16 protein-coding genes, 2 tRNA genes and 3 rRNA genes are annotated in these 24,396 nt (G+C 69.2%); 9 read left to right on the top strand and 12 right to left on the bottom strand.

The features are described 5' to 3' along the window. Positions 1-915 (bottom strand): NAD(+) diphosphatase, encoded by a 915-nt coding sequence (gene nudC, locus GA0070614_RS15030; protein ID WP_088979444.1) that lies wholly within the window; start codon positions 913-915, stop codon positions 1-3. Between the two features lie 179 nt (positions 916-1,094). Between nudC and GA0070614_RS15035 the strand changes: the two genes are divergently transcribed. Beyond that, positions 1,095-2,912, top strand: a complete 1,818-nt coding sequence (locus GA0070614_RS15035; RefSeq protein ID WP_172892443.1) for a VanW family protein — start codon at positions 1,095-1,097, stop codon at positions 2,910-2,912. Between the two features lie 63 nt (positions 2,913-2,975). On the opposite strand, the gene GA0070614_RS15040 is transcribed toward GA0070614_RS15035, so the two are convergent. The 4 genes from GA0070614_RS15040 to GA0070614_RS15055 all read right to left on the bottom strand — a co-directional run bounded on the left by GA0070614_RS15040 (position 2,976) and on the right by GA0070614_RS15055 (position 9,082). Then, on the bottom strand, positions 2,976-3,602 hold the full coding sequence (locus GA0070614_RS15040; RefSeq protein ID WP_088976550.1) for an NADPH-dependent F420 reductase: 627 nt from the start codon (positions 3,600-3,602) through the stop codon (positions 2,976-2,978). Between the two features lie 290 nt (positions 3,603-3,892). Continuing rightward, positions 3,893-4,009, bottom strand: a 5S ribosomal RNA gene (gene rrf / locus GA0070614_RS15045). A gap of 74 nt (positions 4,010-4,083) precedes the next feature. Beyond that, positions 4,084-7,195 (bottom strand): 23S ribosomal RNA (locus tag GA0070614_RS15050). 370 nt (positions 7,196-7,565) lie between these two features. Beyond that, positions 7,566-9,082, bottom strand: a 16S ribosomal RNA gene (locus tag GA0070614_RS15055). Together the 16S, 23S and 5S rRNA genes form the textbook arrangement of a ribosomal RNA operon. A gap of 771 nt (positions 9,083-9,853) precedes the next feature. On the opposite strand from GA0070614_RS15055, the gene GA0070614_RS15060 reads away from it, so the two are divergent. Further along, on the top strand, positions 9,854-10,720 hold the full coding sequence (locus GA0070614_RS15060) for an NmrA family NAD(P)-binding protein (RefSeq protein WP_088976551.1): 867 nt from the start codon (positions 9,854-9,856) through the stop codon (positions 10,718-10,720). A 334-nt stretch (positions 10,721-11,054) separates the two neighbouring features. Here GA0070614_RS15060 and GA0070614_RS15065 read toward each other — a convergent pair whose 3' ends face one another. Then, the gene (locus GA0070614_RS15065) at positions 11,055-11,318 is read right to left on the bottom strand and encodes an SCO4848 family membrane protein (protein WP_088979445.1); all 264 of its coding nucleotides are present in this window, start codon (positions 11,316-11,318) and stop codon (positions 11,055-11,057) included. A 58-nt stretch (positions 11,319-11,376) separates the two neighbouring features. Continuing rightward, positions 11,377-11,853 carry a hypothetical protein gene (locus GA0070614_RS15070; RefSeq protein WP_088976552.1) on the bottom strand — a complete coding sequence of 159 codons (477 nt, stop codon included), beginning with the start codon at positions 11,851-11,853 and terminating at the stop codon, positions 11,377-11,379. A 275-nt stretch (positions 11,854-12,128) separates the two neighbouring features. Between GA0070614_RS15070 and GA0070614_RS15075 the strand changes: the two genes are divergently transcribed. The 7 genes from GA0070614_RS15075 (at position 12,129) to GA0070614_RS15100 (ending at position 20,626) form a co-directional block, all read left to right on the top strand. Continuing rightward, complete coding sequence (locus tag GA0070614_RS15075; RefSeq protein ID WP_088976553.1) at positions 12,129-12,566, top strand: PRC-barrel domain-containing protein; 438 nt, start codon at positions 12,129-12,131, stop codon at positions 12,564-12,566. A 49-nt stretch (positions 12,567-12,615) separates the two neighbouring features. After that, positions 12,616-12,786, top strand: coding sequence for a hypothetical protein (locus tag GA0070614_RS30595; RefSeq protein ID WP_172892444.1), 171 nt, complete (start codon positions 12,616-12,618; stop codon positions 12,784-12,786). 93 nt (positions 12,787-12,879) lie between these two features. Further along, the gene (gene trpS, locus GA0070614_RS15080; RefSeq protein WP_088976554.1) at positions 12,880-13,938 is read left to right on the top strand and encodes a tryptophan--tRNA ligase; all 1,059 of its coding nucleotides are present in this window, start codon (positions 12,880-12,882) and stop codon (positions 13,936-13,938) included. A gap of 284 nt (positions 13,939-14,222) precedes the next feature. Continuing rightward, positions 14,223-15,941, top strand: coding sequence for an arginine--tRNA ligase (argS, locus tag GA0070614_RS15085; RefSeq protein ID WP_088976555.1), 1,719 nt, complete (start codon positions 14,223-14,225; stop codon positions 15,939-15,941). Between the two features lie 253 nt (positions 15,942-16,194). Further along, the gene (locus tag GA0070614_RS15090; RefSeq protein WP_088976556.1) at positions 16,195-16,629 is read left to right on the top strand and encodes a protealysin inhibitor emfourin; all 435 of its coding nucleotides are present in this window, start codon (positions 16,195-16,197) and stop codon (positions 16,627-16,629) included. Between the two features lie 260 nt (positions 16,630-16,889). Further along, a complete protein-coding gene (locus tag GA0070614_RS15095; RefSeq protein ID WP_172892445.1) occupies positions 16,890-19,310 on the top strand; it encodes a choice-of-anchor D domain-containing protein in 2,421 nt (806 codons plus the stop codon). Between the two features lie 251 nt (positions 19,311-19,561). Further along, positions 19,562-20,626, top strand: coding sequence for a lytic polysaccharide monooxygenase auxiliary activity family 9 protein (locus GA0070614_RS15100; RefSeq protein WP_088976558.1), 1,065 nt, complete (start codon positions 19,562-19,564; stop codon positions 20,624-20,626). 83 nt (positions 20,627-20,709) lie between these two features. Here GA0070614_RS15100 and GA0070614_RS15105 read toward each other — a convergent pair whose 3' ends face one another. The 5 genes from GA0070614_RS15105 to GA0070614_RS15120 all read right to left on the bottom strand — a co-directional run bounded on the left by GA0070614_RS15105 (position 20,710) and on the right by GA0070614_RS15120 (position 23,913). Further along, positions 20,710-21,954 carry an MFS transporter gene (locus GA0070614_RS15105; protein ID WP_157745003.1) on the bottom strand — a complete coding sequence of 415 codons (1,245 nt, stop codon included), beginning with the start codon at positions 21,952-21,954 and terminating at the stop codon, positions 20,710-20,712. An 8-nt stretch (positions 21,955-21,962) separates the two neighbouring features. Beyond that, entirely contained in the window at positions 21,963-22,265 is a 303-nt protein-coding gene (locus GA0070614_RS30240; RefSeq protein WP_157745004.1) for a hypothetical protein, read from the bottom strand. A gap of 59 nt (positions 22,266-22,324) precedes the next feature. Further along, positions 22,325-23,566, bottom strand: coding sequence for a YcaO-like family protein (locus tag GA0070614_RS15110; protein ID WP_157745005.1), 1,242 nt, complete (start codon positions 23,564-23,566; stop codon positions 22,325-22,327). 148 nt (positions 23,567-23,714) lie between these two features. After that, positions 23,715-23,787: transfer RNA gene (locus tag GA0070614_RS15115), tRNA-Arg, on the bottom strand. Between the two features lie 35 nt (positions 23,788-23,822). Beyond that, positions 23,823-23,913 (bottom strand) — tRNA-Ser (locus GA0070614_RS15120). Positions 23,914-24,396 lie beyond the last annotated feature (483 nt).

The raw sequence follows: 24,396 nt of genomic DNA on the forward strand, positions 1-24,396 counted from the left end.
TCAGTCGCCGGCGGCGAGCCAGCCGGTGAGCAGGTGATGGTCGATCGAGTCGACCCGGCCGAGGGTCCGTCCGGCGGCCACCCGCTCGCGCAGCTCGGCGCGGGTGAACCAGCGCGCCTCCAGCAGCTCCTCGCCGTCGACCCGGACCTCCTCGGACCCGGCGGTGGCCCGGAAGCCGACCATCAGCCCGGCCGGGAAGGGCCACGCCTGCGACCCCTGGTACGACAGCGCGGTCACGCTCACCCCGGCCTCCTCGGCCATCTCCCGCCGGACGGCGTCCTCCAGGCTCTCACCGACCTCGACGAACCCGGCGAGCGTCGAGTACGACCCCTGGGGCGCTCCGGCGTGCCGGCCCAGCAGGCAGCGGTCCGGCGCCTCGGCTCCCGCCGGGGACTCCACCAGCACGATGATCGCCGGTTCGATCCTCGGGAAGATCAACCGACCGCAGCGTGGCCCCGAGCAGGCGCGTACGTGCCCACCGTCGCGGGGCACCGTCGCCGACCCGCAGCTGCCGCAGTAGCGCTGCTGCCGGTGCCAGTGCAGCAACCCCCGGGCGTACGCCTGCACCGCCGCGTCGGCGGGGGCGAGCCGTCCCACCAGGGCGCGGACGTCGACGGTCGAGACGGCCCCGGCCAGCCGCACCGCCTCCACCCCGCTGCGCTGCGACAGGTCCACGGCGAAGACCGGCACGTCGTCGTCGAGGCCCAGGAAGACCGGCTCGTCGGCGGCGGCGAGGAGGTCGGCGGCGTCGGCCAGGGCGAGCCGGACGGGAGCCTGACCGGCGTCGACGAGACAGTGGTCACGCCAGAGGGGGAGCAGCACCCCGGCGGGGTCGGCCAGCCGGGCCGTCATCCACTCCCGGTCGGCACGCAGCGCCGCCGCCCGGTCCAGCCACCCGCCGCCGTACGCCAGCATCCGATCGCCCACAGCGACAACCGTGCCACGGCGGCCACCCGGCGCGGCGACCGGCCCCACCCCCGTCGACACGCGGTGGGCACAGATGGCCGGGCGCACAGTGTCGAGCGGTCCGCGCGTTCGTTACCGTAGTTGCTTCCGGGGGGCCGCAACCCCCCACGTGGTACGTCCCGATCGAGGTGGCTGTGACCCTTTACGGCGACAAACGTCTCTCCGACGACCGGCCCACGGTGCAGGTCACCGCGGTCACCTGGCCCGGTGACGAGGAGCCGCCGCCGGGCGGGAAGTCCGCGGGCCCGACCGGTGGCCTGCGGTCGCGCCGGGTCAAGCTGCTCCTGGCCGGCGGGCTGACCGCCGCGGTGCTGGCCGGCGTCGCCGGTGTCGGCGCCTACGCGTACGCCGGTGACGTCCCCCGGGGCACCACCGTGCTCGGGGCCGAGCTGGGTGGCCGCAGCCGGGCCGACGCGGCTAAGGAGCTCCGCGCCGAGCTGGAGCGGCGGGCCGCGACGTTGAACGGCCCGCTGACCGTCGTGGTGGGCGAGACGAAGGCGGAGATCATGCCCGCCGACGTCGGGCTGGCCGTGGACGTCGACGCCACGGTGGCCGCCGCGGCGGCGGCCGACGCGCCCCCGGTGAGCCGCCTGGTCGGCTCCCGCACGGTGGACCCGGTGGTGACGGTGGACGCCGCCAAGCTCGACGCCGCGCTGCGCACGGTGCTGGGCAAGCAGGGCCGGGACATGACCATGCCGGCGATCATCTTCACCGGCACCACGCCGAAGCCGGTCTACCCGAAGCCGGCCCTCTCCCTCGACCCGGACCAGTCCGTCCAGGTGGTCAAGGCCGGCTGGCTCGCCGGTGAGCCGGTGACCGTGCCGGTGGTGGAGAAGGCACCGGCCACCACCCGGGAGGAGGTGGACCGGCTGATCGCCGAGCTGGCCAAGCCGGCCGTGGCCGCCCCGGTCACCCTCACCACGGACAAGGGCTCGGTGAGCATTCCCCCGTCCGCGATCGCCCGTGCCCTGCGCTTCTCCGCCGACGACGCCGGCAAGCTGACCCCCCGGGTGGACGTGAAGCGGCTGCGCAGCGCGCTCGGCGACCGGCTGGCGTCGATCGAGGTGCCGCCGAAGGACGCCGGCATGACCATCTCCGGCGGTAAGCCCAAGGTGGTGCCGGGCCGGACCGGGCAGCAGGTCGACACGGCCGCCCTCGGCCGCGACCTGCTCGCCGTCCTGCCGAAGACCGAGGGGCGGACGGTCACCGGTCAGCTCAAGCCGAGCGAGCCGGAGCTGACCGAGGAGAAGCTGGCCACCCTCGGCATCAAGGAGCGGGTGTCCACCTTCACCACCCGGTTCCCCGGCGGTCTCTCTTCGCCGCGCAGCCAGAACATCATCCAGGCCGCCAAGGACGTGGACGGCACGGTCGTGCAGCCCGGCGAGACGTTCTCGCTCAACGGGCACACCGGCGAGCGTGGCTACGCCCAGGGCTACAAGGACGCGCCGGTCATCGTCGGCGGCAAGCTGGTGCCGGGCGTGGGCGGCGGGGTCTCCCAGTTCACCACCACGCTCTTCAACGCCACGTACTACGCGGGCCTGGAGGACGTCGAGCACAAGCCGCACTCGTTCTACTTCAGCCGCTACCCGGCGGTGATCGAGTCGACCATCTTCTGGCCGGACCTGGACTTCAAGTTCCGTAACAACACCCCGTACGGGGTGCTGATCGACACCTCGTGGACCGCCAGCACCATCACGGTGTCGATCTGGAGCACGAAGATCTACGACAGCGTCAAGACGGAGTACGGTCCCCGCCGCAACATCACCAAGCCGAAGACGGTCTACCTGGAGCCCGGCCCGAGGTGCATCTCGGCCGTGGGCAGCGACGGCTTCAGCCAGGACGCGTTCCGGGTCATCAAGAAGGACGGCAAGGTCGTCAAGCGGGAGAAGTTCAGCTGGACCTACGACGCCGAGCCGCGCTTCATCTGCGCCCCGGAACCCTCCTGACCCAGGGCACACCGAAGCCCCGCCGGCTCCGTCGCCGGCGGGGCTTCGTGCTGTCGTACGCCCTCAGGGCCGCGCTTCGGCCAGCCCCTGCCGTACGCCGTCCGCGTCGCGGTCGGTGCCGTAGACGGGGGTGTCGGGCTGCTGCCGCCAGCTCTCGTCCAGCGTGCCCGCGTCCACCGGGTCGAAGCCGAGCGAGTCGACGAGCCCCATCACGAGCTGCTTGGCCTCGGCGTCGTCGCCGGCGATCGGCAGGGCGATCCGATCCGGGGCGCCGGCCGGCCGACCGTTGTCCATGAGGTGCTGGGCCTGGATGTTGTTGAACGCCTTCACCACTCGGGCACCCTTGAGGTGGTCGGCGGTCCAGCGGCTGGAGCTGAGACTGCGGTCGAGCAGCTCGGCGATGTCGCCGTCGCGCTGGGGGTAGTAGTTGTTGGCGTCGACGACCACCTTGCCGTCGAAGGGTTCCGCGGGGAGCCCCGGCACCGCCAGCAGCGGGATCGCCACGACCACCAGTTCGGCGTCCTGCGCCGCCTGCTCCAGGGTGCCGGCCGTGGCGCCGGTCTCCTGCGCCAGGTCGGTGAGGCTCTGCGGGCCCCGCGAGTTCGCCACGGTCACGTCGTGCCCGAGGGCGGCCAGCCGCCGGGTGAGGGTGCCGCCGATGTGCCCCGAGCCGATGATTCCGATCTTCATGACCACTCCTGCCTCCGCCGGTCGCCCGGCGGTCAGTTCCGGTCGTACGGGGAGCAGGTACCCCGGCCGGTCCGCCCCGATTGCGGACGAGGCGTACGCCACGTCACGTTTCCGCCATCGCGGCGGGGGCCGCACCACCAGGGGCGCGTCCCGCACCGACCGTACCGAGGCGGAGTGGGGGATCGGGTCGATTCACCGAACCGGCCTCGACCGAGTCCGGGCGGTGCCGGCTTCCGACGGGTGAATGCAGTTAGGGCCACCCCGTGTGGGGTGGCCCTAACTGAATGGATGTCCGGCGGTGTCCTACTCTCCCACACCCTCCCGAGTGCAGTACCATCGGCGCTGGAGGGCTTAGCTTCCGGGTTCGGAATGTTACCGGGCGTTTCCCCTCCGCCATGACCGCCGTAACTCTATGAACATGTCAAAACAACCCGTGGGTGTTTGCGTGTTCAGAGTTGCACAGTGGACGCGTAGCAGCTTCGTAGTCAAGTCCTCGGCCTATTAGTACCGGTCAACTGAACCCGTTACCGGGCTTACATTTCCGGCCTATCAACCCAGTCGTCTAGCTGGGGGCCTTACCCACTCAAAGAGTGGTGGGATACCTCATCTTGAAGCGAGCTTCCCGCTTAGATGCTTTCAGCGGTTATCCCTTCCGAACGTAGCTAACCAGCCGTGCCCCTGGCGGGACAACTGGCACACCAGAGGTTCGTCCGTCCCGGTCCTCTCGTACTAGGGACAGCCCTTCTCAAGTATCCTACGCGCACGGCGGATAGGGACCGAACTGTCTCACGACGTTCTAAACCCAGCTCGCGTACCGCTTTAATGGGCGAACAGCCCAACCCTTGGGACCTGCTACAGCCCCAGGATGCGACGAGCCGACATCGAGGTGCCAAACCATCCCGTCGATATGGACTCTTGGGGAAGATCAGCCTGTTATCCCCGGGGTACCTTTTATCCGTTGAGCGACACCGCTTCCACTCGCAAGTGCCGGATCACTAGTCCCGACTTTCGTCCCTGCTCGACCTGTCAGTCTCACAGTCAAGCTCCCTTGTGTACTTGCACTCAACACCTGATTGCCAACCAGGCTGAGGGAACCTTTGGGCGCCTCCGTTACCCTTTAGGAGGCAACCGCCCCAGTTAAACTACCCACCAGACACTGTCCCTGAACCGGATAACGGTCCGAAGTTAGATACCCAAATCAACCAGAGTGGTATTTCAAGATTGCCTCCACCCATACTGGCGTATGGACTTCACCGGCTCCCACCTATCCTACACAAGCTAATTCGGATACCAATGTCAAGCTATAGTAAAGGTCCCGGGGTCTTTCCGTCCTGCCGCGCGTAACGAGCATCTTTACTCGTACTGCAATTTCGCCGGGCCTGTGGTTGAGACAGTGGGGAAGTCGTTACGCCATTCGTGCAGGTCGGAACTTACCCGACAAGGAATTTCGCTACCTTAGGATGGTTATAGTTACCACCGCCGTTTACTGGCGCTTAAGTTCTCCGCTTCGCCCCGAAGAGCTAACAGGTCCCCTTAACGTTCCAGCACCGGGCAGGCGTCAGTCCATATACATCGAATTACTTCTTCGCATGGACCTGTGTTTTTAGTAAACAGTCGCTTCCCCCTGCTCTCTGCGGCCATACAACGCTCCACCCGCGCGGGGCTTCACGTCTCCGGCCCCCCTTCTCCCTAAGTTACGGGGGCAATTTGCCGAGTTCCTTAACCACAGTTCGCCCGATCGCCTCGGTATTCTCTACCTGACCACCTGTGTCGGTTTGGGGTACGGGCCGCTCAGAACTCGCTAGAGGCTTTTCTCGGCAGCATAGGATCACTGACTTCACCTGAATCGGCTCGGCATCACGTCTCAGCCTCCATGCACCACGGATTTGCCTATGGTGCGGCCTACACGCTTACCCCGGCACAACCACCGGCCGGGATCAGCTACCTTCCTGCGTCACCCCATCGCTTGACTACTACCCGCCAGGTTCCCACGCTCCCCAACCTCGACCCGAAGGTCTCGGCTGGTTCGGGTGGTTAGCACAACGAGGTTCATCAGGGTCGCTCTTTCGCGGGTACGGGAATATCAACCCGTTGTCCATCGACTACGCCTCTCGGCCTCGCCTTAGGTCCCGACTCACCCAGGGCGGATTAGCCTGGCCCTGGAACCCTTGGTCATCCGGCGGAAGGGTTTCTCACCCTTCTTTCGCTACTCATGCCTGCATTCTCACTCGTGCCGCGTCCACAACTAGGTCACCCCGTTGCTTCACCCCCGGCACGACGCTCCCCTACCCATCCACACACCTGCACAAGGAATCAAGTCCAAGCGAGGTTGAAATGTGAATGCCACAGCTTCGGCGGTGTGCTTGAGCCCCGCTACATTGTCGGCGCGGAACCACTTGACCAGTGAGCTATTACGCACTCTTTAAAGGGTGGCTGCTTCTAAGCCAACCTCCTGGTTGTCTATGCGACCCCACATCCTTTTCCACTTAGCACACGCTTAGGGGCCTTAGCTGGTGATCTGGGCTGTTTCCCTCTCGACTACGAAGCTTATCCCCCGCAGTCTCACTGCCGCGCTCTCACTTACCGGCATTCGGAGTTTGGCTGATTTCGGTAAGCTTGTGGGCCCCCTAGACCATCCAGTGCTCTACCTCCGGCAAGAAACACGCGACGCTGCACCTAAATGCATTTCGGGGAGAACCAGCTATCACGGAGTTTGATTGGCCTTTCACCCCTAACCACAGGTCATCCCCCAACTTTTCAACGTTGGTGGGTTCGGCCCTCCACGCGGTCTTACCCGCGCTTCAGCCTGCCCATGGCTAGATCACTCCGCTTCGGGTCTAGGACATGCGACTCGATCGCCCTATTCAGACTCGCTTTCGCTACGGCTCCCCCACACGGGTTAACCTCGCCACATGCCACTAACTCGCAGGCTCATTCTTCAAAAGGCACGCCGTCACCCCGCAAGGCTCCGACGGATTGTAGGCGAACGGTTTCAGGTACTATTTCACTCCCCTCCCGGGGTACTTTTCACCATTCCCTCACGGTACTCGTCCGCTATCGGTCACCAGGAAGTATTTAGGCTTACCAGGTGGTCCTGGCAGATTCACGGCAGATTTCAGGGGTCCGCCGCTACTCGGGAACACCCACAGAAGGTCAGCAACTTTCACCTACCGGACTCTCACCGCCTACGGTCAGCCATTCCAGACTGTTCGGCTAGCCACTGACTTTATAACTCCTCGAACAAGTGTCAGCTTGTTCAGCGGGGTCCCACAACCCCGACCACGCAACCCCTGACAGGTATCACACGCAGCCGGTTTAGCCTCAATCCGCTTTCGCTCGCCACTACTCACGGAATCACTAAATTTGTTTTCTCTTCCTACGGGTACTGAGATGTTTCACTTCCCCGCGTTCCCCCCACACACCCTATGTGTTCAGGTGCGGGTGACACCACATGACTGGTGCCGGGTTTCCCCATTCGGACACCCTGGGATCACAGCTTGGTTGACAGCTCCCCCAGGCCTATCGCGGCCTCCCACGTCCTTCATCGGCTCCTGGTGCCAAGGCATCCACCGTTCGCCCTTGACAACTTGACCACAAAGATGCTCGCGTCCACTGTGCAATTCTCAACAAACAACCAACCCACAACCCACAGCGCGACACCAAACCCGACCACCGCCGGCGGTATGCCACACCAGGTCATGCCTGGCAACCGTCCCCCACCACAGTGGGGTCATGGTTCTGAAAGACAACCCTCGGGTTGTTCCTTCAGGACCCAACAGGGTGCTTAGCGCCTCTTCCCAGCCGCATCAGGAGCCAACCGTTCCCACCACCGAAGTGGCTGTACTAGGCGCCCCCGACCGTTGCCGAGGAAAAACTGGCCAGTGTCTCCGCCATTGAGCACCCCACCATCACGTTCGGATGGCGTGGGCTCCATACCGTCTTTCGACGGATGGTGCTCCTTAGAAAGGAGGTGATCCAGCCGCACCTTCCGGTACGGCTACCTTGTTACGACTTCGTCCCAATCGCCAGCCCCACCTTCGACGGCTCCCTCCCACAAGGGGTTGGGCCACCGGCTTCGGGTGTTGCCGACTTTCGTGACGTGACGGGCGGTGTGTACAAGGCCCGGGAACGTATTCACCGCAGCGTTGCTGATCTGCGATTACTAGCGACTCCGACTTCACGGGGTCGAGTTGCAGACCCCGATCCGAACTGAGACCGGCTTTTTGGGATTCGCTCCACCTCACGGTATCGCAGCCCATTGTACCGGCCATTGTAGCATGCGTGAAGCCCTGGACATAAGGGGCATGATGACTTGACGTCATCCCCACCTTCCTCCGAGTTGACCCCGGCAGTCTTCGATGAGTCCCCGCCATAACGCGCTGGCAACATCGAACGAGGGTTGCGCTCGTTGCGGGACTTAACCCAACATCTCACGACACGAGCTGACGACAGCCATGCACCACCTGTGACCGCCCCCGAAGGACCTCACATCTCTGCGAGTTTTGCGGCCATGTCAAACCCAGGTAAGGTTCTTCGCGTTGCATCGAATTAATCCGCATGCTCCGCCGCTTGTGCGGGCCCCCGTCAATTCCTTTGAGTTTTAGCCTTGCGGCCGTACTCCCCAGGCGGGGCGCTTAATGCGTTAGCTGCGGCACAGGGAACCGGAGAGGCCCCCCACACCTAGCGCCCAACGTTTACAGCGTGGACTACCAGGGTATCTAATCCTGTTCGCTCCCCACGCTTTCGCTCCTCAGCGTCAGTATCGGCCCAGAGACCCGCCTTCGCCACCGGTGTTCCTCCTGATATCTGCGCATTTCACCGCTACACCAGGAATTCCAGTCTCCCCTACCGAACTCTAGCCTGCCCGTATCGACCGCAGGCTTGGGGTTGAGCCCCAAGTTTTCACGGTCGACGCGACAAGCCGCCTACGAGCTCTTTACGCCCAATAAATCCGGACAACGCTCGCGCCCTACGTCTTACCGCGGCTGCTGGCACGTAGTTGGCCGGCGCTTCTTCTGCAGGTACCGTCACTTACGCTTCGTCCCTGCTGAAAGAGGTTTACAACCCGAAGGCCGTCATCCCTCACGCGGCGTCGCTGCATCAGGCTTCCGCCCATTGTGCAATATTCCCCACTGCTGCCTCCCGTAGGAGTCTGGGCCGTGTCTCAGTCCCAGTGTGGCCGGTCGCCCTCTCAGGCCGGCTACCCGTCGTCGCCTTGGTAGGCCATCACCCCACCAACAAGCTGATAGGCCGCGAGCCCATCCCAGGCCGAAAAACTTTCCACCACCAACCATGCGATCGGAGGTCATATTCGGTATTAGCCCCGGTTTCCCGGGGTTATCCCAAAGCCTAGGGCAGGTTGCTCACGTGTTACTCACCCGTTCGCCGCTCGAGTACCCCGAAGGGCCTTTCCGCTCGACTTGCATGTGTTAAGCACGCCGCCAGCGTTCGTCCTGAGCCAGGATCAAACTCTCCAACAAAAATCTTTGTTGAACAATCATCCCAGCAACAAAAGTGTTGCCAAAGGAATCCCCACCAACAACCCCCCGAAGAAGGTCGCCAGCACGGGGTATAAATCATATTGGCACTGGCTTATCAAGCACCCTGTTGAGTTCTCAAAGAACAACCACACACCGCCCAGAACCCCACAACCGTGGAGCCCCGACCCGGGGCATTCCGTTCACCATGCCCGCCGCTCTCGCGCCGGGCACTTTTACTACTTTACCTCCCCGTCCTCCCCGTGTCAACCGGTGTGTCCCGGTCTGTCACGCTTCGTACGGGTTGGCGCCGCTGAGCACGCGCAGCAGCGAGCCGCTGCGCTTGATCATCGGATTTGGCAGGCCGGCCGCTGCGGTGTCCCGCACGCTCGCCCGGTTCCCTGCCGGTCGACAACCTTACCCGGTCGGTTTCGCCCGTCCAAATCCGCCCCTCGGCGTTTCGGTCGAGCACCACCCGGACCGTGCCGGCCAGGAGCTGCGCCCCTGTCTGACCCGGTGCCAGCCCAGGTCCGGCGTTCCGGGCTCTCGTCCCGTTTGCCCCGTTCCGCGCTGGCAGAGAGAAAGTTACGCGTCTGCGGGTTTGATCGTCAAATCCGGGGGTAGCGGCCCGCGTCACACCATTTCCCACCGCCTATCTTGGCTGGTCAAGCGCGCGTACGCGGGAAGAATTGCGGCCCAGAGGGGCCGACGGACCCTGCGACGGGGGTCCAGTCGCCCTGACCAGGTGGTGCCGGGCGGGCAGACGCTGGGCGCATGACAGTCCTGGTGAGTGGCGCAACCGGTCGCGCCGGCCGGCACGTCGCCCGACTCCTGCACGACGACGGCCTCCGCGTACGCGCGGCCGTACCCGACCCGACGGCCGACGGGCCGTGGGACGAGACGGTCCGCTTCTCCTTCACCGACCCGGGGACCTGGGACGAGACCTTCACCGGCGTGGACCGGATGTTCCTCATGCGGCCTCCGCAGATCGGCGCCGTCAAGCGGGACATGCTCCCCGCGCTGGAGCGGGCCAGGCAGCTCGGCGTACGGCGGATGGTGCTGCTGTCGTTGCAGGGCGCCGAGCACAACCCGGTCGTCCCGCATCACGCCCTGGAGAGCTGGCTGCGCGCCTCCGACCTGGAGTGGACCTTCGTACGGGCCGCCTTCTTCATGCAGAACCTCTCCACCACGCACGCCGCCGACATCCGCTGCCGGGACGAGATCCTGCTCCCCGCCGGCCGTGGACGCACCGCGTTCGTCGACGTCCGGGACGTCGCCGCGGTCGCCGCCCTGGCACTGGCCGAGGACGGGCACGCCGGTCGGGCGTACACCCCGACGGGGTCCCGGGCGCTCACCTACGCCGAGGTGGCGGAGATCCTCACCGCGGAGCTCGGCCGGCCGATCCGCTACGTCCCGGCGGGGCCGCTGCGGTACTGGCGGCGGGCGCGGTCCGAGGGCATGCCGGCAGCCATGGCGCTGGTGACCCTGGCGCTCTACACCACCTGCCGCCTCGGGCTGGCCGACGGCATCACCACCGACGTACCGGACCTGCTCGGACGCCCGCCGATCGAGTTCGCGCGGTTCGCCCACGACGAACGGGCCGCCTGGCTGCCGGAGCCGTCGCCCCTGCCGATCCACTGACCGGCGGACCGCCCCGCGAACCGAGGATGCCCGCCGGCGAACCATGCCGCCTCGGAGCGCCGGCCGGTGCGGGAACGACCGGCGCACCGGCGGGTGCAGAGCGGAGAGGCGCGCCGGCGACCAGGGAGGCGCCCGGCGACCAGGCTGGGCGCCGCCGCGCGGGAAGCTCGGGTTGCGCCCGAGGACGCCCAGCGGGGAGGTCCACCGCCGGGAAGCACCCGCCGACGACGGCCCAGCCGGGCCACGAGGGCAGAGCTGAGCCGACGAGGGCAGAGTTGAGAGGTGCCACCGGGCCGGGCCAGGCTGAGCTGCGCCGGCCCGGAGGGAAGGACCGTCAGACGCCCGTGGCGTCGCCGCGTCGGCGAGCGGCGCGCCAGCCCCGTACCCCGAGCAGGCCGACGGTGGTGCCGATGGCGAGCGACGCGGCGATGAGCAGGGCGTGCACCCAGAGGAAGCTCGTCGGCGAGCCCTCCCCGACGGCGCCGGCGGACCAGGCGCGCGGGTCGTTCCAGATCGCCACCGCGAACCTCGGCCAGATCACCCAGGTCCACCCGCCTACACCGACGAGGAAGAGGGACCAGCCGCGGGTCAGCACCATGGTCAGCGAGTATGCCAGCGGCCGGGCCACCTCACCCCGGACGGCGTCCCGCGCGGCGTCAGAAGCAGGTGCCGATGCCGCCGATCGCCGGGTTCGCCCGGTCGTGGTGGTGCACCGTCCCGTCCGGGTCGGCCGTCAGGCCACCCCAGATGGTGCAGTTGCCCCGCAGGTAGGCCCGGACCGGGCCGGCCACGTACCGGCGGGGGCCGTCGTCGACCTGGGTCGGCAGGTACGGAGCGGTCAGATAGACCTGGGTGCGGGTCGGCGTGCCGACGTACCCGGACTTGAGCGTCACCGCGCAGCCGTAGCCGGTCATCGGGTGGTAAAGCAGGTGCACGGTGCCGAGCAGGGCGCCGCTCCGCGCGTCGTGGATCGGGTCCTGGTCGACCGGGACGTAGCCGAGCCCGCAGAGCGACTGCGGCGAGTACGGGTCGACCGCCGCCCGCGCCGGGGCCCCGCCCGCGCCGGCCACCGCCACGGCGACGGCGACGGCGACGGCCACCACGATCCCGAGCCGCCCAATGGTGCCGTACATCTGATCCCCCCTTTTCGAGTACCGGCGTGATCGGGGACAGAATCGTCGGCGGGGTCCCGGCGGACGAATGTGCGGAACTGCCACCACCCCACCGTCAGCCGTGTGGCTGGTAACGATCACAGGCGGCGTGAGCTGCGCCGACCCGGCTCCATCACGCGAGCGTCGCGGAATATGACGTGGCTCGCACCGCGCCGCCGGCATTGACCCGCCGTTTCCGCCACCCGGCGTCGGGGCATTTTTCGACGGGACGACGAGACAATCGGAGGTGCCCCGAGATGCAGCCGTTCAACCCGTGGGCCTGGCGTGACCCGGCGGCGCTCGCCGGCGGGTACGACCGGGTCGACCCGGCCGAGGAGCCGCAGCGCCACCCGGAGCACGACGGCCCCGACGCGCCCGGCCCGGGCACCCCGGTCGACCTGGTCGGTTACCGGGTCGAGGCCACCGACGGCAGGATCGGGTCGATCGACGAGGCGAGCGAGGACGCCGACGCGCGCTACCTGGTGGTGGACACCGGCCCGTGGATCTTCGGCCGCACGGTGCTGCTGCCGGTCGGCACGGTCGAGCGGGTCGACCACCTGGCCCGGGTGGTGCACGTCGACCGCACCCGGGAGCAGGTCAAGCAGTCGCCGGCGTTCGACCCGGACGACTTCGGCGACCCGGAGTACCGGCAGCAGGTCGGCAGCTACTACGAGGAGAGCTACCGGCGGAGCTGACCGGGCCGGAGGCCCCCACGGGACCGGGTCGCCCGGCTACCGTGGGGGCATGGTCCGGCCGGTCATCATCGTCCCGGAGGCCGTCGACGGTCTCCCGGACGATCACGTGCCGCCCCTGACACCGACCAGCCCCGGCGACGGCCGGGAGCGGATCCTCGACGTGCTCCGTGCCAACGGGTCGCGGTTCCGCGCCGGCGCGCGATGGCGGTTCCCGCTCTGACGAGCTGACCCCCACGACCCCTGGGCGACGCCCGGGTCGATCGCGCGCGTCTGCGCGTCCCCACCCGTTCCCACGCACGAGAGGCGTACCACCATGTCCGTTGCACGGATGCTCACCGGAGACCGCCCGACCGGGCGGCTGCACCTGGGCCACTACGTCGGCAGCATCGCCAACCGGGTCGCGCTGCACCGGCGCCACGACAGCTACTTCATCATCGCCGACCTGCACATGCTCACCACTCGGAACACCCGGGAGGACATCGCGAAGGTCGCCGGCAACGCCCGCGAGATGGTGACCGACATCCTGGCCTGCGGCGTCGACCCGCAGCGCGCGACGTTCTACCTCCAGTCGGCGATCCCCGAGGTCGGTGACCTGAACACCCTCCTGCAGAACCTGGTGACCGTGCCCCGCCTGGAGCGGGTGCCCTCGGTGCGGGAGATGGCCCGCGACGCCGGCCGGGAGGAGATCCCGTACGGACTGCTCGGCTATCCCGTCCTCCAGGCCGCCGACATCCTCTGCGTCAAGGCGCAGGTGGTGCCGGTCGGCAAGGACAACGCCGCGCACGTCGAGGTGACCCGGGAGATCGCCCGCCGCTTCAACCACCTCTACGGCGAGGTCTTCCCGGTGCCCGAGATGATCGCGTCGGCCACGCCGATCCTGGTCGGCACCGACGGGCAGGGGAAGATGAGCAAGAGCCGGGGCAACGCGATCTCGCTCTGCGACGACCCGGCGACGGTGCGCCGCAAGGTGATGGCGATGTACACCGACCCGGCCCGCGTCCGCGCCGACGTGCCGGGGACCGTCGAGGGGAACCCGGTCTTCGCGTTCCACGACGTGTTCAACCCGGACCGGGCCCAGGTCGAGGAGTTCAAGGCGCGTTACCGGGCCGGCCGGATCGGCGACGTCGAGGTCAAGGAGGCGCTGGTCGTCGCGCTCGAGAAGTTCCTCGACCCGATCCGGGAACGGCGTGCCCGGATCGAGGCCGACACCGGCCTGGTCGACCGGCTCATCGTCGAGGGCACCGAGCGGACCCGGGAGCGGGTCCGCGCCACCCTGGTCGAGGTCCGCCGGGCGATGGGCCTGACCGCGGCGTACCAGCAGGTCCGGCGTCGGGCCGAGCGGACCCGCCGGGCCGCCGCCACGCCGGTCTGACCATCGGGTACGACCACCGGGCCGGCCGGATATCGGGGTGTCCCCGTCCGGCCGGCCCGCTACGCTGCCCCCATGACCAGCGCGACCGCTCAGGGCACCGGCACGTCGTACGACGTCCGGGTCGGTGCGGAGCGACGCCGGCGATCCGTCGCCCGCCCGCGCTGACCTGTCCCTGCGACCGGCGGATCGAGCCGCCGGTCATCGCCGATCGTCCCTCGGTCCGCCGTACTCCCCCTTCATCAGACCCGCGTGACGGCGCGGGTCCGAGCGAGATCGGCGTACCCATGGATCTTGAAAGGCTGCTCTCCGACCGGCTGGCGCCGGCGTTCGCGACCGTGGCCGGCGGCCCGGTCGACCCCCTGGTGCGGCGGTCGCCGCGCGCGGACTTCCAGTCCGACGCGGCGCTGGCGCTGGCCCGGCGGCTCGGCCGCCCGCCGCGCGACATCGCCGCCGACGTGCTGCGGCACGCGGTGCTGGACGACGTGTGCGCGTCGGCGGAGGTCTCCGGCCCGGGCTTCGTCAACCTGACCGTGGCCGACGGGGCGCTGGCCCGCATGGTGGCCGCGCTGGCCGGCGACGACCGGCTCGGCGTGCCGACGACCGGTGCGCCGGAGACGGTGGTGGTCGACTACTCGGCGCCGAACGTGGCCAAGGAGATGCACGTCGGGCACCTGCGCTCCACGGTCATCGGCGACGCGGCGGTACGGCTGCTGGACTGGCTCGGGCACCGGGTGGTGCGGGTCAACCACCTGGGCGACTGGGGCACCCCGTTCGGGATGCTGATCGAGCACCTGGTCGACCTCGGTGAGGCCGAGGCCGCCGACGAGCTGTCCATGGGCGATCTGGACTCGTTCTACAAGGCGGCCCGGGGCAAGTTCGACGCCGACGAGGCGTTCCGGGAGCGGTCACGGCGGCGGGTCGTGGCGTTGCAGGGCGGCGACGAACGGACGCGGCGACTGTGGCGGCTGCTGGTGGCGCAGTCCGAGCGGTACCTCCTCACCGTGTACGACCTGCTGGACGTGACGCTGACCGGCGACGACTTCCGGGGCGAGAGCGCGTACGACGGGATGCTCGCCGGTGTCGTCGCGGACCTGGACGGGCTGGGGTTGCTGCGGGCCAGCGACGGTGCGGCGTGCGTCTTCCCGCCCGGTTTCGTCGGCCGCGACGGTGAGCCGCTGCCGCTGATCGTGCGCAAGAGCGACGGCGGCTTCGGCTATCCGGCCACCGACCTGGCGGCGCTGCGGCACCGCACCGGTGAACTCGGCGCGACCCGGCTGCTCTACGTCGTCGGGCTGCCGCAGCGGCAGCACTTCGCGATGGTCTTCGCGGTCGCCGGGGCGGCCGGCTGGCTACGCCCGCCCGCGCGGGCCGAGCACCTCGGGTTCGGGTCGATCCTCGGCGCGGACGGGCGGATGCTGCGCAGCCGGGCCGGGGAGTCGGTGAAGCTGGTCGGGCTCCTGGAGGAGGCGGTCGCCCGGGCCACCGAACTGGCCCTCGCCAAGGACCCGGGGCTGGACGCCGCGACGGCCGCCGAGATCGGCCGGGCCGTCGGCATCGGCGCGATCAAGTACGCCGACCTGGCCACCGACCGGGGCAAGGACTACGTGCTGGACTGGGAGCGGATGCTCTCCCTGGACGGCAACACCGCGCCCTACCTGCAGTACGCGTACTCGCGGATCCGGTCGGTGTTCCGGCGGGCCGGCACGGACGCGCGGGCGGACGCGCCGGTGGTGCTGGCCGAGCCGGCGGAGCGGGCGCTGGCGGTCGAGCTGCTCGGCTTCGCCGGGGTGGTCGCCGAGGTGGAGCGGAACCTGGAGTTCCACCACCTCGCCGGCTACCTGCACCGGCTGGCCACCACCTTCAGCGCGTTCTACGAGCGCTGCCCGGTGCTGCGGGCCCCGGACGAGCTGCGGGCGAGTCGGCTGCTGCTGGCCGACCTGACCGCCCGGACGCTGCGGCAGGGCCTGCATTTGCTCGGCATCCGCACGGTCGAGCGGATGTGACCGCACGGGCCGGGACCGGCGGCCGAATCAATTCCTCAAAGGCGCGGAAACAATTGCAAAGAACTGCACCGGTCGGATCGTCCTCAAGGGACCATCGGCCCCTGAGAGGATCACCGATGCCGGTGTTAGAAAGGGGATGAGGAAAACGCGCGGCAAACCCTCCGGCAGAACCGGAGGGAGTTCCGAGGTCGGTCACCGCCGACCGGGACGGCCACGCGCGTTCCACCGCTCCCACGAGGAAAGGGGATCAGTCATGTCTGCCATGCTGCGCGCCACGGTTCGGGTGCTGGCGGCGTTTGCGCTGCTCATCGGCGTCGGCGTCGGGACGCTCGCGGTGGCCGGGCCGGCTCACGCCGGCTGGAGCGCCGCCGACCGGGTGACCGTCACCCGTACCGGCGGATTCGCCGGAGTGAGCGAGCAGTACACGGTCTGCTCCACCACTGTTCACATTTACACGGTGGACCTGATGTCGATGGCTGCCAGCCGCGAATTCCGTCGCCTCTCCCCGTCGTACCCGGCCGCCACGGGCGCCGATCTGTTCACGTACGCCGTGACGGTCGAATACCGCGGCGGATACACCAGGACGGTCACCACCCAGGACACGGCCGAGGCGCCGCAGGTGCTCTGGGAGGTCATCGACACGACCATGCTGATCGACCGGGAACTCGTCGCCGCGCCGGTGAACTGATCCCCACGGTCCGTCGGCCGGTCCGGTTGCCCGGGCCGGCCGGCGTGCCGCCACCGCCCGTCCCGCCGCCCCCGGTGACCACGGCCGTCGGTGCGCTGCTCATCATGATCGCTCGATCATGAGGTCCATTCGGACACAGTTCTGTTCATTTTCTTGCCCGTCGATGTAATCGCCCCCTACTGTCCGCTGGCGCTTTCGCTCGCACTCTGAGAATGACGGGGGTCTTCTTGCACAGATTTCGTGGTGTCACGCTCGGCGTCGTGACCACGCTGGTCGCGGCCACGGCCGTGGCCGCGCCTGCCCATGCGGCAACGCCGCCGGCCGCGCCGTACACCGCCCTGTCGATCGACGGCACGCCGCATTCGTGGTGGCACCAGGGTGCCCGGGTGTACGACCAGACCAACGGCTCCACCTTCACCGCCACTCCGGCAGCCGGTGACGAACTGACCTTCCGGGCGGACCGGGACAGTGACAACTGGACCTTCCGGATGGCGCCGCCCACCGGCACGTCGTGGTCCGCCGGGACCACCTACCAGCTGACCACGTTCCCGGCCGCGGACAAGGCGTTCATCGACGTCTCGCACGCCGGGGCGACCTGCGACGAGGCGCCCGGCACCCTCGACGTCCGGGAGGTCACCCGGAACCCGGAGACCGACGCGCTGACCGGGTTCGCGGCCACCTTCCTCATCTCGTGCTTCTCGAGCTACCACGACCTGCGCGGCGAGATCCGGTGGAACTCCGGGGTCCCGTACGCCGCCGCGACGACCGACGTGATGTCGCACAACTTCGGCGACCGGGTCGTCGGCAGCGCGCCGGTGAGCCGGACGATCACGGTGACGTCGACCGGACCGGCCGCCGCGCAGTTCGGCACCGTCAGGTTCCCCACCGCGACGACCGCCTTCACCGTCACCGCCGACACCTGCTCGGGCACCACCCGCGCCCACGGCGAGACGTGCACCGTCACGGTCAGCGCCGCGCCCACCAAGCTGGGTGGGGAGTGGACGTTCCTCCAGCTGCCCGACAACACGGCCCTCGGCCAGCGGTACGTGCAGCTCGGCGTCAACGGCCTCGACTCGCGTACCTCGGGCATCTCGCCCAGCTCGCTGGCCTTCGGGGACCGGTACATCGCCGAGACCGGCACGGCCAGCGCGGTGACCGTGACCGGGACCAGCGCCACGCCGACCACCTTCGGCGCCGCCACCATCGGCGGGGACGACCCGTCGTCGTTCCTCGTCACGGCCGACACCTGCAAGGGCGTCACGCTGGCCAAGGACCAGACCTGCCGGGTCGAGGTCGCGCCGAGGCCCGCCGGCCGGGGCGTGCGGAACGCGACCCTGCAACTGCCGAACGACAGCCTCACCACGCCCCGGACCGTGCCGCTGAGCGTCAACGGCGTGGTGGGCGCCAAGGGCACCTACTACCCGGTGGCGCCGGCGCGGATCATGGACACCCGTACCGGCAACGGCGCGCCGAAGGCGAAGATCGGCCCGAACGGGACGGTCATCCTCCAGGTGACCGGGCGCGGCGGCATCCCGTCCAGCGGCGTCGGCGCGGTCGTGCTCAACGTGACCGTCACCGAGCCGACCTCGCCGAGCTTCCTGACCGTGTACCCGTCCGGGCGGGCGAAGCCGACGGCCTCCTCGCTGAACTTCCAGAAGGGCTGGACCCGGTCGAACTCGGTGACGGTGGCCGTCGGCACGGGCGGCAAGGTCGCCGTGAACAACCTGACCGGGTACGCCCACGTCATCGTCGACGTGCTCGGCTTCTACGCCAGCGACAGCACCCACCTCTACACCGGCCTGGGTCTGGGCGGGCAGTTCCACCCCGTACCCCCGGTGCGGCGCTTCGACAGCCGCACGTCCGGGCTGGGGAAGCTCCCGGCCGGGAACCAGGTGCGGCTCGGCATCAGCTACGGCAGCGACGCCAACTGGCGCATGCGGGCCGTCGTCGTCAACATCACCGCGGTGTCGCCGTCGTCCGACGGGTTCCTCACCGCCTGGAACGGCGAGTGGCCGGAGCCGAAGACCTCCACGGTGAACTACCGCGCCGGAACGGTCACCCCCAACCTGGCGGTCGTGCCGGTCCGGCACTGCTACGACTGCCCGTGGAGTTCGGAGTTCCCGACCTTCGGCGTCTACACGCACAAGGACACCCACCTGATCGTCGACATCGTCGGCTTCATCGACGACGGCGGCCTCGCCGACGGCCTGCGTTTCGACCCGAGGACGCCGACCCGGATCGTGGACAGCCGGGTGGGTCAGGGGCTGCCGGCCAACCTCGGGCCCGGCACGACCGGCACCGTCACCACGCCGGGCTCCGTCGCGACCGAGGGCACCGAGGCGTTGGCGCTCAACGTCACCGCGGTCAGCCCGACCAACGACACCTTCCTGAAGCTGTGGCCGAACGGCATCGGCGGCATCGACCGGCCCGACGTCAGCAACCTGAACGCCACCAGCGGGCAGATCGTGGCCAACGCCGCGATCACGCAGGTCGGGCCGACCGACCAGTTCAACATCTACAACCACTCGGGTACGACCGGCGTCGTCACCGACGTCGTCGGCACCTTCTGGCGGTACCCCGGGACCGCCAGCGGACCCACCGCGCAGGGCGTCACCGGTGATGCCTCGCGGACGCCGCCCGCCCTCCGTGACCAGCCGACGCCGTCCTACGTCGGCAGGTGACGGACTGACCCAGCAGGACCACCAGGCGGTGGCCGTCGCCGACGCGACGGCCACCGCCGCTGTTTTCCGTGGCGTACAGGAATTTATGTTGATAGATGCATCTGGTACCATCTCGGGTGGGAGCCGCCAAGCCGCCGCAGGCAGCGCAGTCACGCCGCCTGCCATCTCGAGATCGTTCTCATCGATCGGCGCGTCCCGCCGGGTTGGGCATCCGGCGAGGGACTCGGCGTCGGCGGATCAACTGGAGCATCATGAAACTGTCACGAACAGCACGCCGTCTGGGACTCGGCGCGGCCGCCGTCCTCGCTGCCGCGTTCACGATGGTCGTCGTCACTCAGCCCGGCCCGGCCTCGGCACACGGCTCGGTCACCAACCCGCCCACCCGTAACTACGGATGCTGGGAACGCTGGGGCTCCGACCACCTCAACCCCACCATGGCCCAGACCGACCCGATGTGCTGGCAGGCCTGGCAGGCCAACCCGAACACCATGTGGAACTGGAACGGTCTGTTCCGGGAGAACGTCGGCGGCAACCACCAGGCCGTCGTCCCGGACGGCCAGCTGTGCAGCGGCGGCCGTACCCAGGGCGGCCTGTACGCGTCGCTCGACGCGGTCGGCGCGTGGACCGCGAAGCCGATGCCGAACAACTTCCGGCTGACGCTCACCGACGGCGCCAAGCACGGTGCCGACTACCTGCTGATCTACATCACCAAGCAGGGCTTCGACCCGACCACCCAACCCCTCACCTGGGGCAACCTGGAACTGGTGCTGCGCACCGGCAGTTACCCGACCACCGGGCTCTACGAGGCCCAGGTGAACGCGGGCAACCGCACCGGACGGCACGTCGTCTACACGATCTGGCAGGCGTCGCACCTCGACCAGCCGTACTACCTGTGCAGTGACGTGATCTTCGGTGGCGGCGGCACCCCGCCGCCGACCACGCCGCCCCCCACCACGCCGCCGCCCACCACCCCGCCCCCGACCACGCCGCCGCCCACCACCCCGCCGCCGGCCGGTGACGGCTGCACCGCCACCTACCGCAAGACCAACGAGTGGTCCGGTGGCTTCGGCGCAGAGGTGACGGTGAAGGCCGGCAACTCGGCCATCTCCGGGTGGACGGTGAAGTGGACCTGGCCCAACGGCCAGAGCATCACCAACTCCTGGAACGCGTCGATAACGTCGAGCGGATCGTCGGTCACCGCCGTCAACGTCGGCTACAACGGCGCCCTGAGCGCCAACGGCACGACCTCCTTCGGATTCAACGGCTCGTGGAACGGCACCAACTCCACACCGAGCCTCACCTGTACGGCCCGCTGACCGCACCGGTGACGGGGGTGGCGTCGACCGGCGCCACCCCCGTTCGCCGTCGGTGGCCGTCAAACCGGGCGAGCGACGGCTCGTCAGTGGTCGGCCGCGATGCGCAGGCCACGCACCGGTGAGGCGACGACCAGGGCGAGACTCAGCACGACGGGCACCGCCAGCATCAGGTACGCGACCCGGACCCCGTAGGTGTCTGCGGCCAGCCCGCCGACCAGGGCGCCGAACGGAGTGCCGCCCCAGGCCAGCATGCGCCCGGTGGTGTTGACGCGGCCCTGCAACGCATCGGGTGTGAGCAGTTGGCGCACGGTGATGCCGTTCGCGTTCACGGTCAGGCGCGCCACGGCCCAGATCGCCCACCCGGCCAGTGCCAGGGTGAACGCCGACGTGCCGGCCAGGCCGACGAGGGCCGCGACGAAGATGACGAGCCCCGTGATGGACACCGTTCCCTGACCGGCCCAACGGCTGGCTCGGGGCAGGACGACGGCGGCGATCAGCGAGCCGACCGCGGCGGCGGCGTAGAGCAGACCCAGCCGCTGGTCCTCCGGGCGCAGGCCGAGAGCCCGGTCGGCGTGGACGACGAGCAGACCCAGCACGCCGCCGGCGGCGACGTTGAGCCCGAAGCCCGCAGCGGTCAGCGTACGCAGGACCGGCGTTCGCCAGAGGTAGTGCACTCCTTCGGCGATCTCGGCCCGCAACCGGCGGGCCACCGCCGGCCCCGGGTCCAGTCCGGTGCGGATCCGGGCGAGCAGCGCGGCGGACACCAGATAGGTGGCGGCGTCGACGGCCAGCACCAGGGTGGGGTCGGCGATCGCGGCGAGCACTCCGGCGGCGGCGGGCGCGGCGATCTCCAGCACGATCTCGGTGGACCAGATGAGACTGTTGGCCCGGGTGATACCTGGCTTGCCGACGATGCGTACGAAGGCACCCCAGGCTGCGGCGTCGAACCAGCAGAAGCCGCAGCCCACGCCGAACGCCACGACGAGCAGGTACCAGGAGGCCAGCGCATCGAACAGCGCCGCGACCGGCACGGTGGCGAGCAGGAGGGCGCAGCACACGTCGGCGGCGATCATCATCCGCTTGCGCTGCAGGCGGTCCGCGGCGGCGCCGGCGAACAGCCCGAACAACAGGTACGGCAGGGCTTCGAGGCCGACCACCGCCGCGGTCAGCGTCGGGGAGGCGCTCGTCCGGTAGACCAGCAGCGGCAGGGCGACCGCGCTGGCGGCGGTCCCGGCGACCGAGATCGATCGGGCGAGGTACCAGAGGGAGAAGTCACGGAAGAACAGCCGGCGTCCTTCGACGCCGGCTGTCTCGATGCGCTGCGTCACCGCCTGTTTCAGGCCAACATGGCGAGTTGCCGGTCGTCGATGCTGGTCAGTGCGAGGTGCAGGTCCGCCGCCAGGTCGTCGGCGAGGCGGGCCGACGCACCGTCCTCGCCACCGGGGTGGAAGCACATGCTGCCGCCACCGCCACCGGGCTCCGCGTGACGAGCCACCGGCTCACCGTCCGCGTCACCCGGGTGGAAGCAGCAGGTGCCGCCACCACCGCCGGGCTCCGCGTGACGAGCCATCGGCTCACCGTCCGCGTCGGCGGGGTGGAAGCACAGGGTGCCGCCGCCCGGTCCGGAACGACGAGCCATCGGCTCACCGTCCCCGTGACCGGAGTGGAGGCAGAAGTCGCCAGCAGGCATGTTTTCCCTCATCTCGTTCGAACTGGACGTGGTCGGGTGGTCGTCGTCGCCCGGTCCGGCGACGGCCACAGGTGCCACCCCCGCCCGGTCGGGATGACGGGCACCCCGTGCCGCACCAGGCTGAAGCGCTCCAGTCCCGGGGCGATCGTGGTGGCCACCGCGATCGGTGAGCCGACTGGCGTGACCTCGCACACGTGGTGGCCGATGCCGTGCCGGGCCAGCGACCGCCGGACCTGCTCCAGCCCCCAACCAGGGCTGCCGTCGCCGGCTGCGTCCCCGCGTAGCGGCACCGTCCGCACCGGGCCGGCGAGCAGGTCGTCGAGGGGCATCGAGGCACATCGTTGCAGTGCCGGCCAGGTCGCCAGCCGCTGGACCGCAGGCGAAGCGGCGGCGGATGAGGAGAGCGCACAGACCTGGATCAGCTCGCCGAGGGCGCGCGACGCGGCGTCGGTGGCCCAGAGCGATGCCCCGGCCCCGAGTCGGGTCGACTCGCCGCCGGCCGCCGCGCTGACCGCCAGGTACACCGGCACGTCCAGGTCGGTCGTGACGTCGAGCAGGTGCACGGGTGCGCCGGCCGCCCGTACGGCCTCCGCGTGCAGCGCACGCAACCCGTCCGGCAGATCCTCGACCGGCACGAGGTCGACGCCCGGGACTCCGGCGACGTACCAGCGCAGCAGCGCCTGCCCGAGCCCGTCGTGCTCGATCAACTCGCAGAGGCCGTGATAGACGGCCTCTGCCAGGTCAACGCCGGCCGCAGTGCCCAGGCTGGACGAGTACCGCAGCAGACTGCGGTACGGCCGGACGTCGTCACCCGCCGCCGGCCACCGGTAGTAGCGCGGATCGGTGAGGAAGGTGGGATAACGGACCCCGCCGTAGGAGGCGCACGCGGCGACGGAGTCCGGGAATTCCGCCGCCCACCGCTGCACGACCAGGTCGGACTCCAGGGCGGACTGCCCGGCGACGACGCTCGCCGGCAGCAGCCCGGTGGCGTCCGCGGTCCAGCGGCGATTGTCCCGGGCCGACATGACATACCGTTCCAGGGCCTCGAAGTAGGCGCTCGCCGCACCCTGCGGGCCCGCTCCCTTTCCCGCCCCGACGGCGACCCGTGCGCCGTCGCGGCACAGGGTGACGCGCATGGTCGGCGACGCGGGCGGGCCGAGGACCTCCGCCCGCGCCGTGAGCCCGAGCCGGTCGATCTCGGCCGAGGCTGTCGCGAGGGCGCGTTCGGCGGGCACGGATCGGAACGGCACCGCAGCCTCCGCCGGACTTTTCATCGGCCGGACTGTGCCAGCGACCTGTCTCGATGTCAACGGCTGGCAGGGGATTCGCGGCTGCGCGGCGTACCCGACAGCAGAAAGGCCCGAGCTGCGTTTCGCAGCTCGGGCCTTTCTGATCTTGTGCGCCCGAAGGGACTCGAACCCCTAACCTTCTGATCCGTAGTCAGATGCTCTATCCGTTGAGCTACGGGCGCTTGTGCTCGACCAGTCTACACAACCGGTTTTCGCGCGGAGACTCCGGGATTCGAACCCGGGAGGGGCTTTAAGACCCCAACCGCATTAGCAGTGCGGCGCCATAGACCAGACTAGGCGAAGTCTCCCTGGTGGCCTCTGCAGACCACCGGGCCCGAGGATACAGGGCCGCCCCCACCGGGGGCAAAGCGACTATCGCAGGGGCCGCGATTCCCCCGTGTGCGATGTCACGTTCGCGACTACGCTCCATCGACATGCAGGAGCAGACGCCGAGCGATCCGCCCCGGGGCGAGCCCGCCGGGGGAGCCCGCCGCCGCCCCCCGAAGGCCGCCTTCACACCGCCTCCCAGCTCGGCGAAGACGCCTCCGACCGAGGAGCGGCCGGCGTCCGGCACGGCCTCGGAGAAGGCCCGTCCGGGGAAGGCCGCGCCCGCCGTGCTGTTCCAGCCACCGGCCGCCGAGCAGGCCCCACCGCCGCGACCCGCCGCCCGGTCGGGCCGGGCCACCACCGACGGCCCGGCCGATCCGGGCACCGCCACCGTGGCGGAGCGGGCACCCGCCGCGCCGGAGCCCTCCTCGGCCGAGGCGACAGCGGACACACCCAGGGCCCGG

This window comes from Micromonospora coxensis (genome assembly GCF_900090295.1).
GTDB classification, from domain to species: Bacteria; Actinomycetota; Actinomycetes; order Mycobacteriales; family Micromonosporaceae; genus Micromonospora; species Micromonospora coxensis.

Excerpts from the sequence above, each read along its gene's own strand:
- GA0070614_RS30595 (WP_172892444.1), top strand. The coding sequence starts at position 12,616 with ATGGTCCGGCCGGTCATCATCGTCCCGGAGGCCGTCGACGGTCTCCCG.
- nudC (WP_088979444.1), bottom strand. The coding sequence starts at position 915 with ATGCTGGCGTACGGCGGCGGGTGGCTGGACCGGGCGGCGGCGCTGCGT.
- GA0070614_RS15070 (WP_088976552.1), bottom strand. The coding sequence starts at position 11,853 with ATGTACGGCACCATTGGGCGGCTCGGGATCGTGGTGGCCGTCGCCGTC.
- GA0070614_RS30240 (WP_157745004.1), bottom strand. The coding sequence starts at position 22,265 with ATGGCTCGTCGTTCCGGACCGGGCGGCGGCACCCTGTGCTTCCACCCC.
- trpS (WP_088976554.1), top strand. The coding sequence starts at position 12,880 with ATGTCCGTTGCACGGATGCTCACCGGAGACCGCCCGACCGGGCGGCTG.
- GA0070614_RS15075 (WP_088976553.1), top strand. The coding sequence starts at position 12,129 with ATGCAGCCGTTCAACCCGTGGGCCTGGCGTGACCCGGCGGCGCTCGCC.
- GA0070614_RS15090 (WP_088976556.1), top strand. The coding sequence starts at position 16,195 with ATGTCTGCCATGCTGCGCGCCACGGTTCGGGTGCTGGCGGCGTTTGCG.
- GA0070614_RS15065 (WP_088979445.1), bottom strand. The coding sequence starts at position 11,318 with ATGGTGCTGACCCGCGGCTGGTCCCTCTTCCTCGTCGGTGTAGGCGGG.
- GA0070614_RS15040 (WP_088976550.1), bottom strand. The coding sequence starts at position 3,602 with ATGAAGATCGGAATCATCGGCTCGGGGCACATCGGCGGCACCCTCACC.
- argS (WP_088976555.1), top strand. The coding sequence starts at position 14,223 with ATGGATCTTGAAAGGCTGCTCTCCGACCGGCTGGCGCCGGCGTTCGCG.
- GA0070614_RS15100 (WP_088976558.1), top strand. The coding sequence starts at position 19,562 with ATGAAACTGTCACGAACAGCACGCCGTCTGGGACTCGGCGCGGCCGCC.
- GA0070614_RS15060 (WP_088976551.1), top strand. The coding sequence starts at position 9,854 with ATGACAGTCCTGGTGAGTGGCGCAACCGGTCGCGCCGGCCGGCACGTC.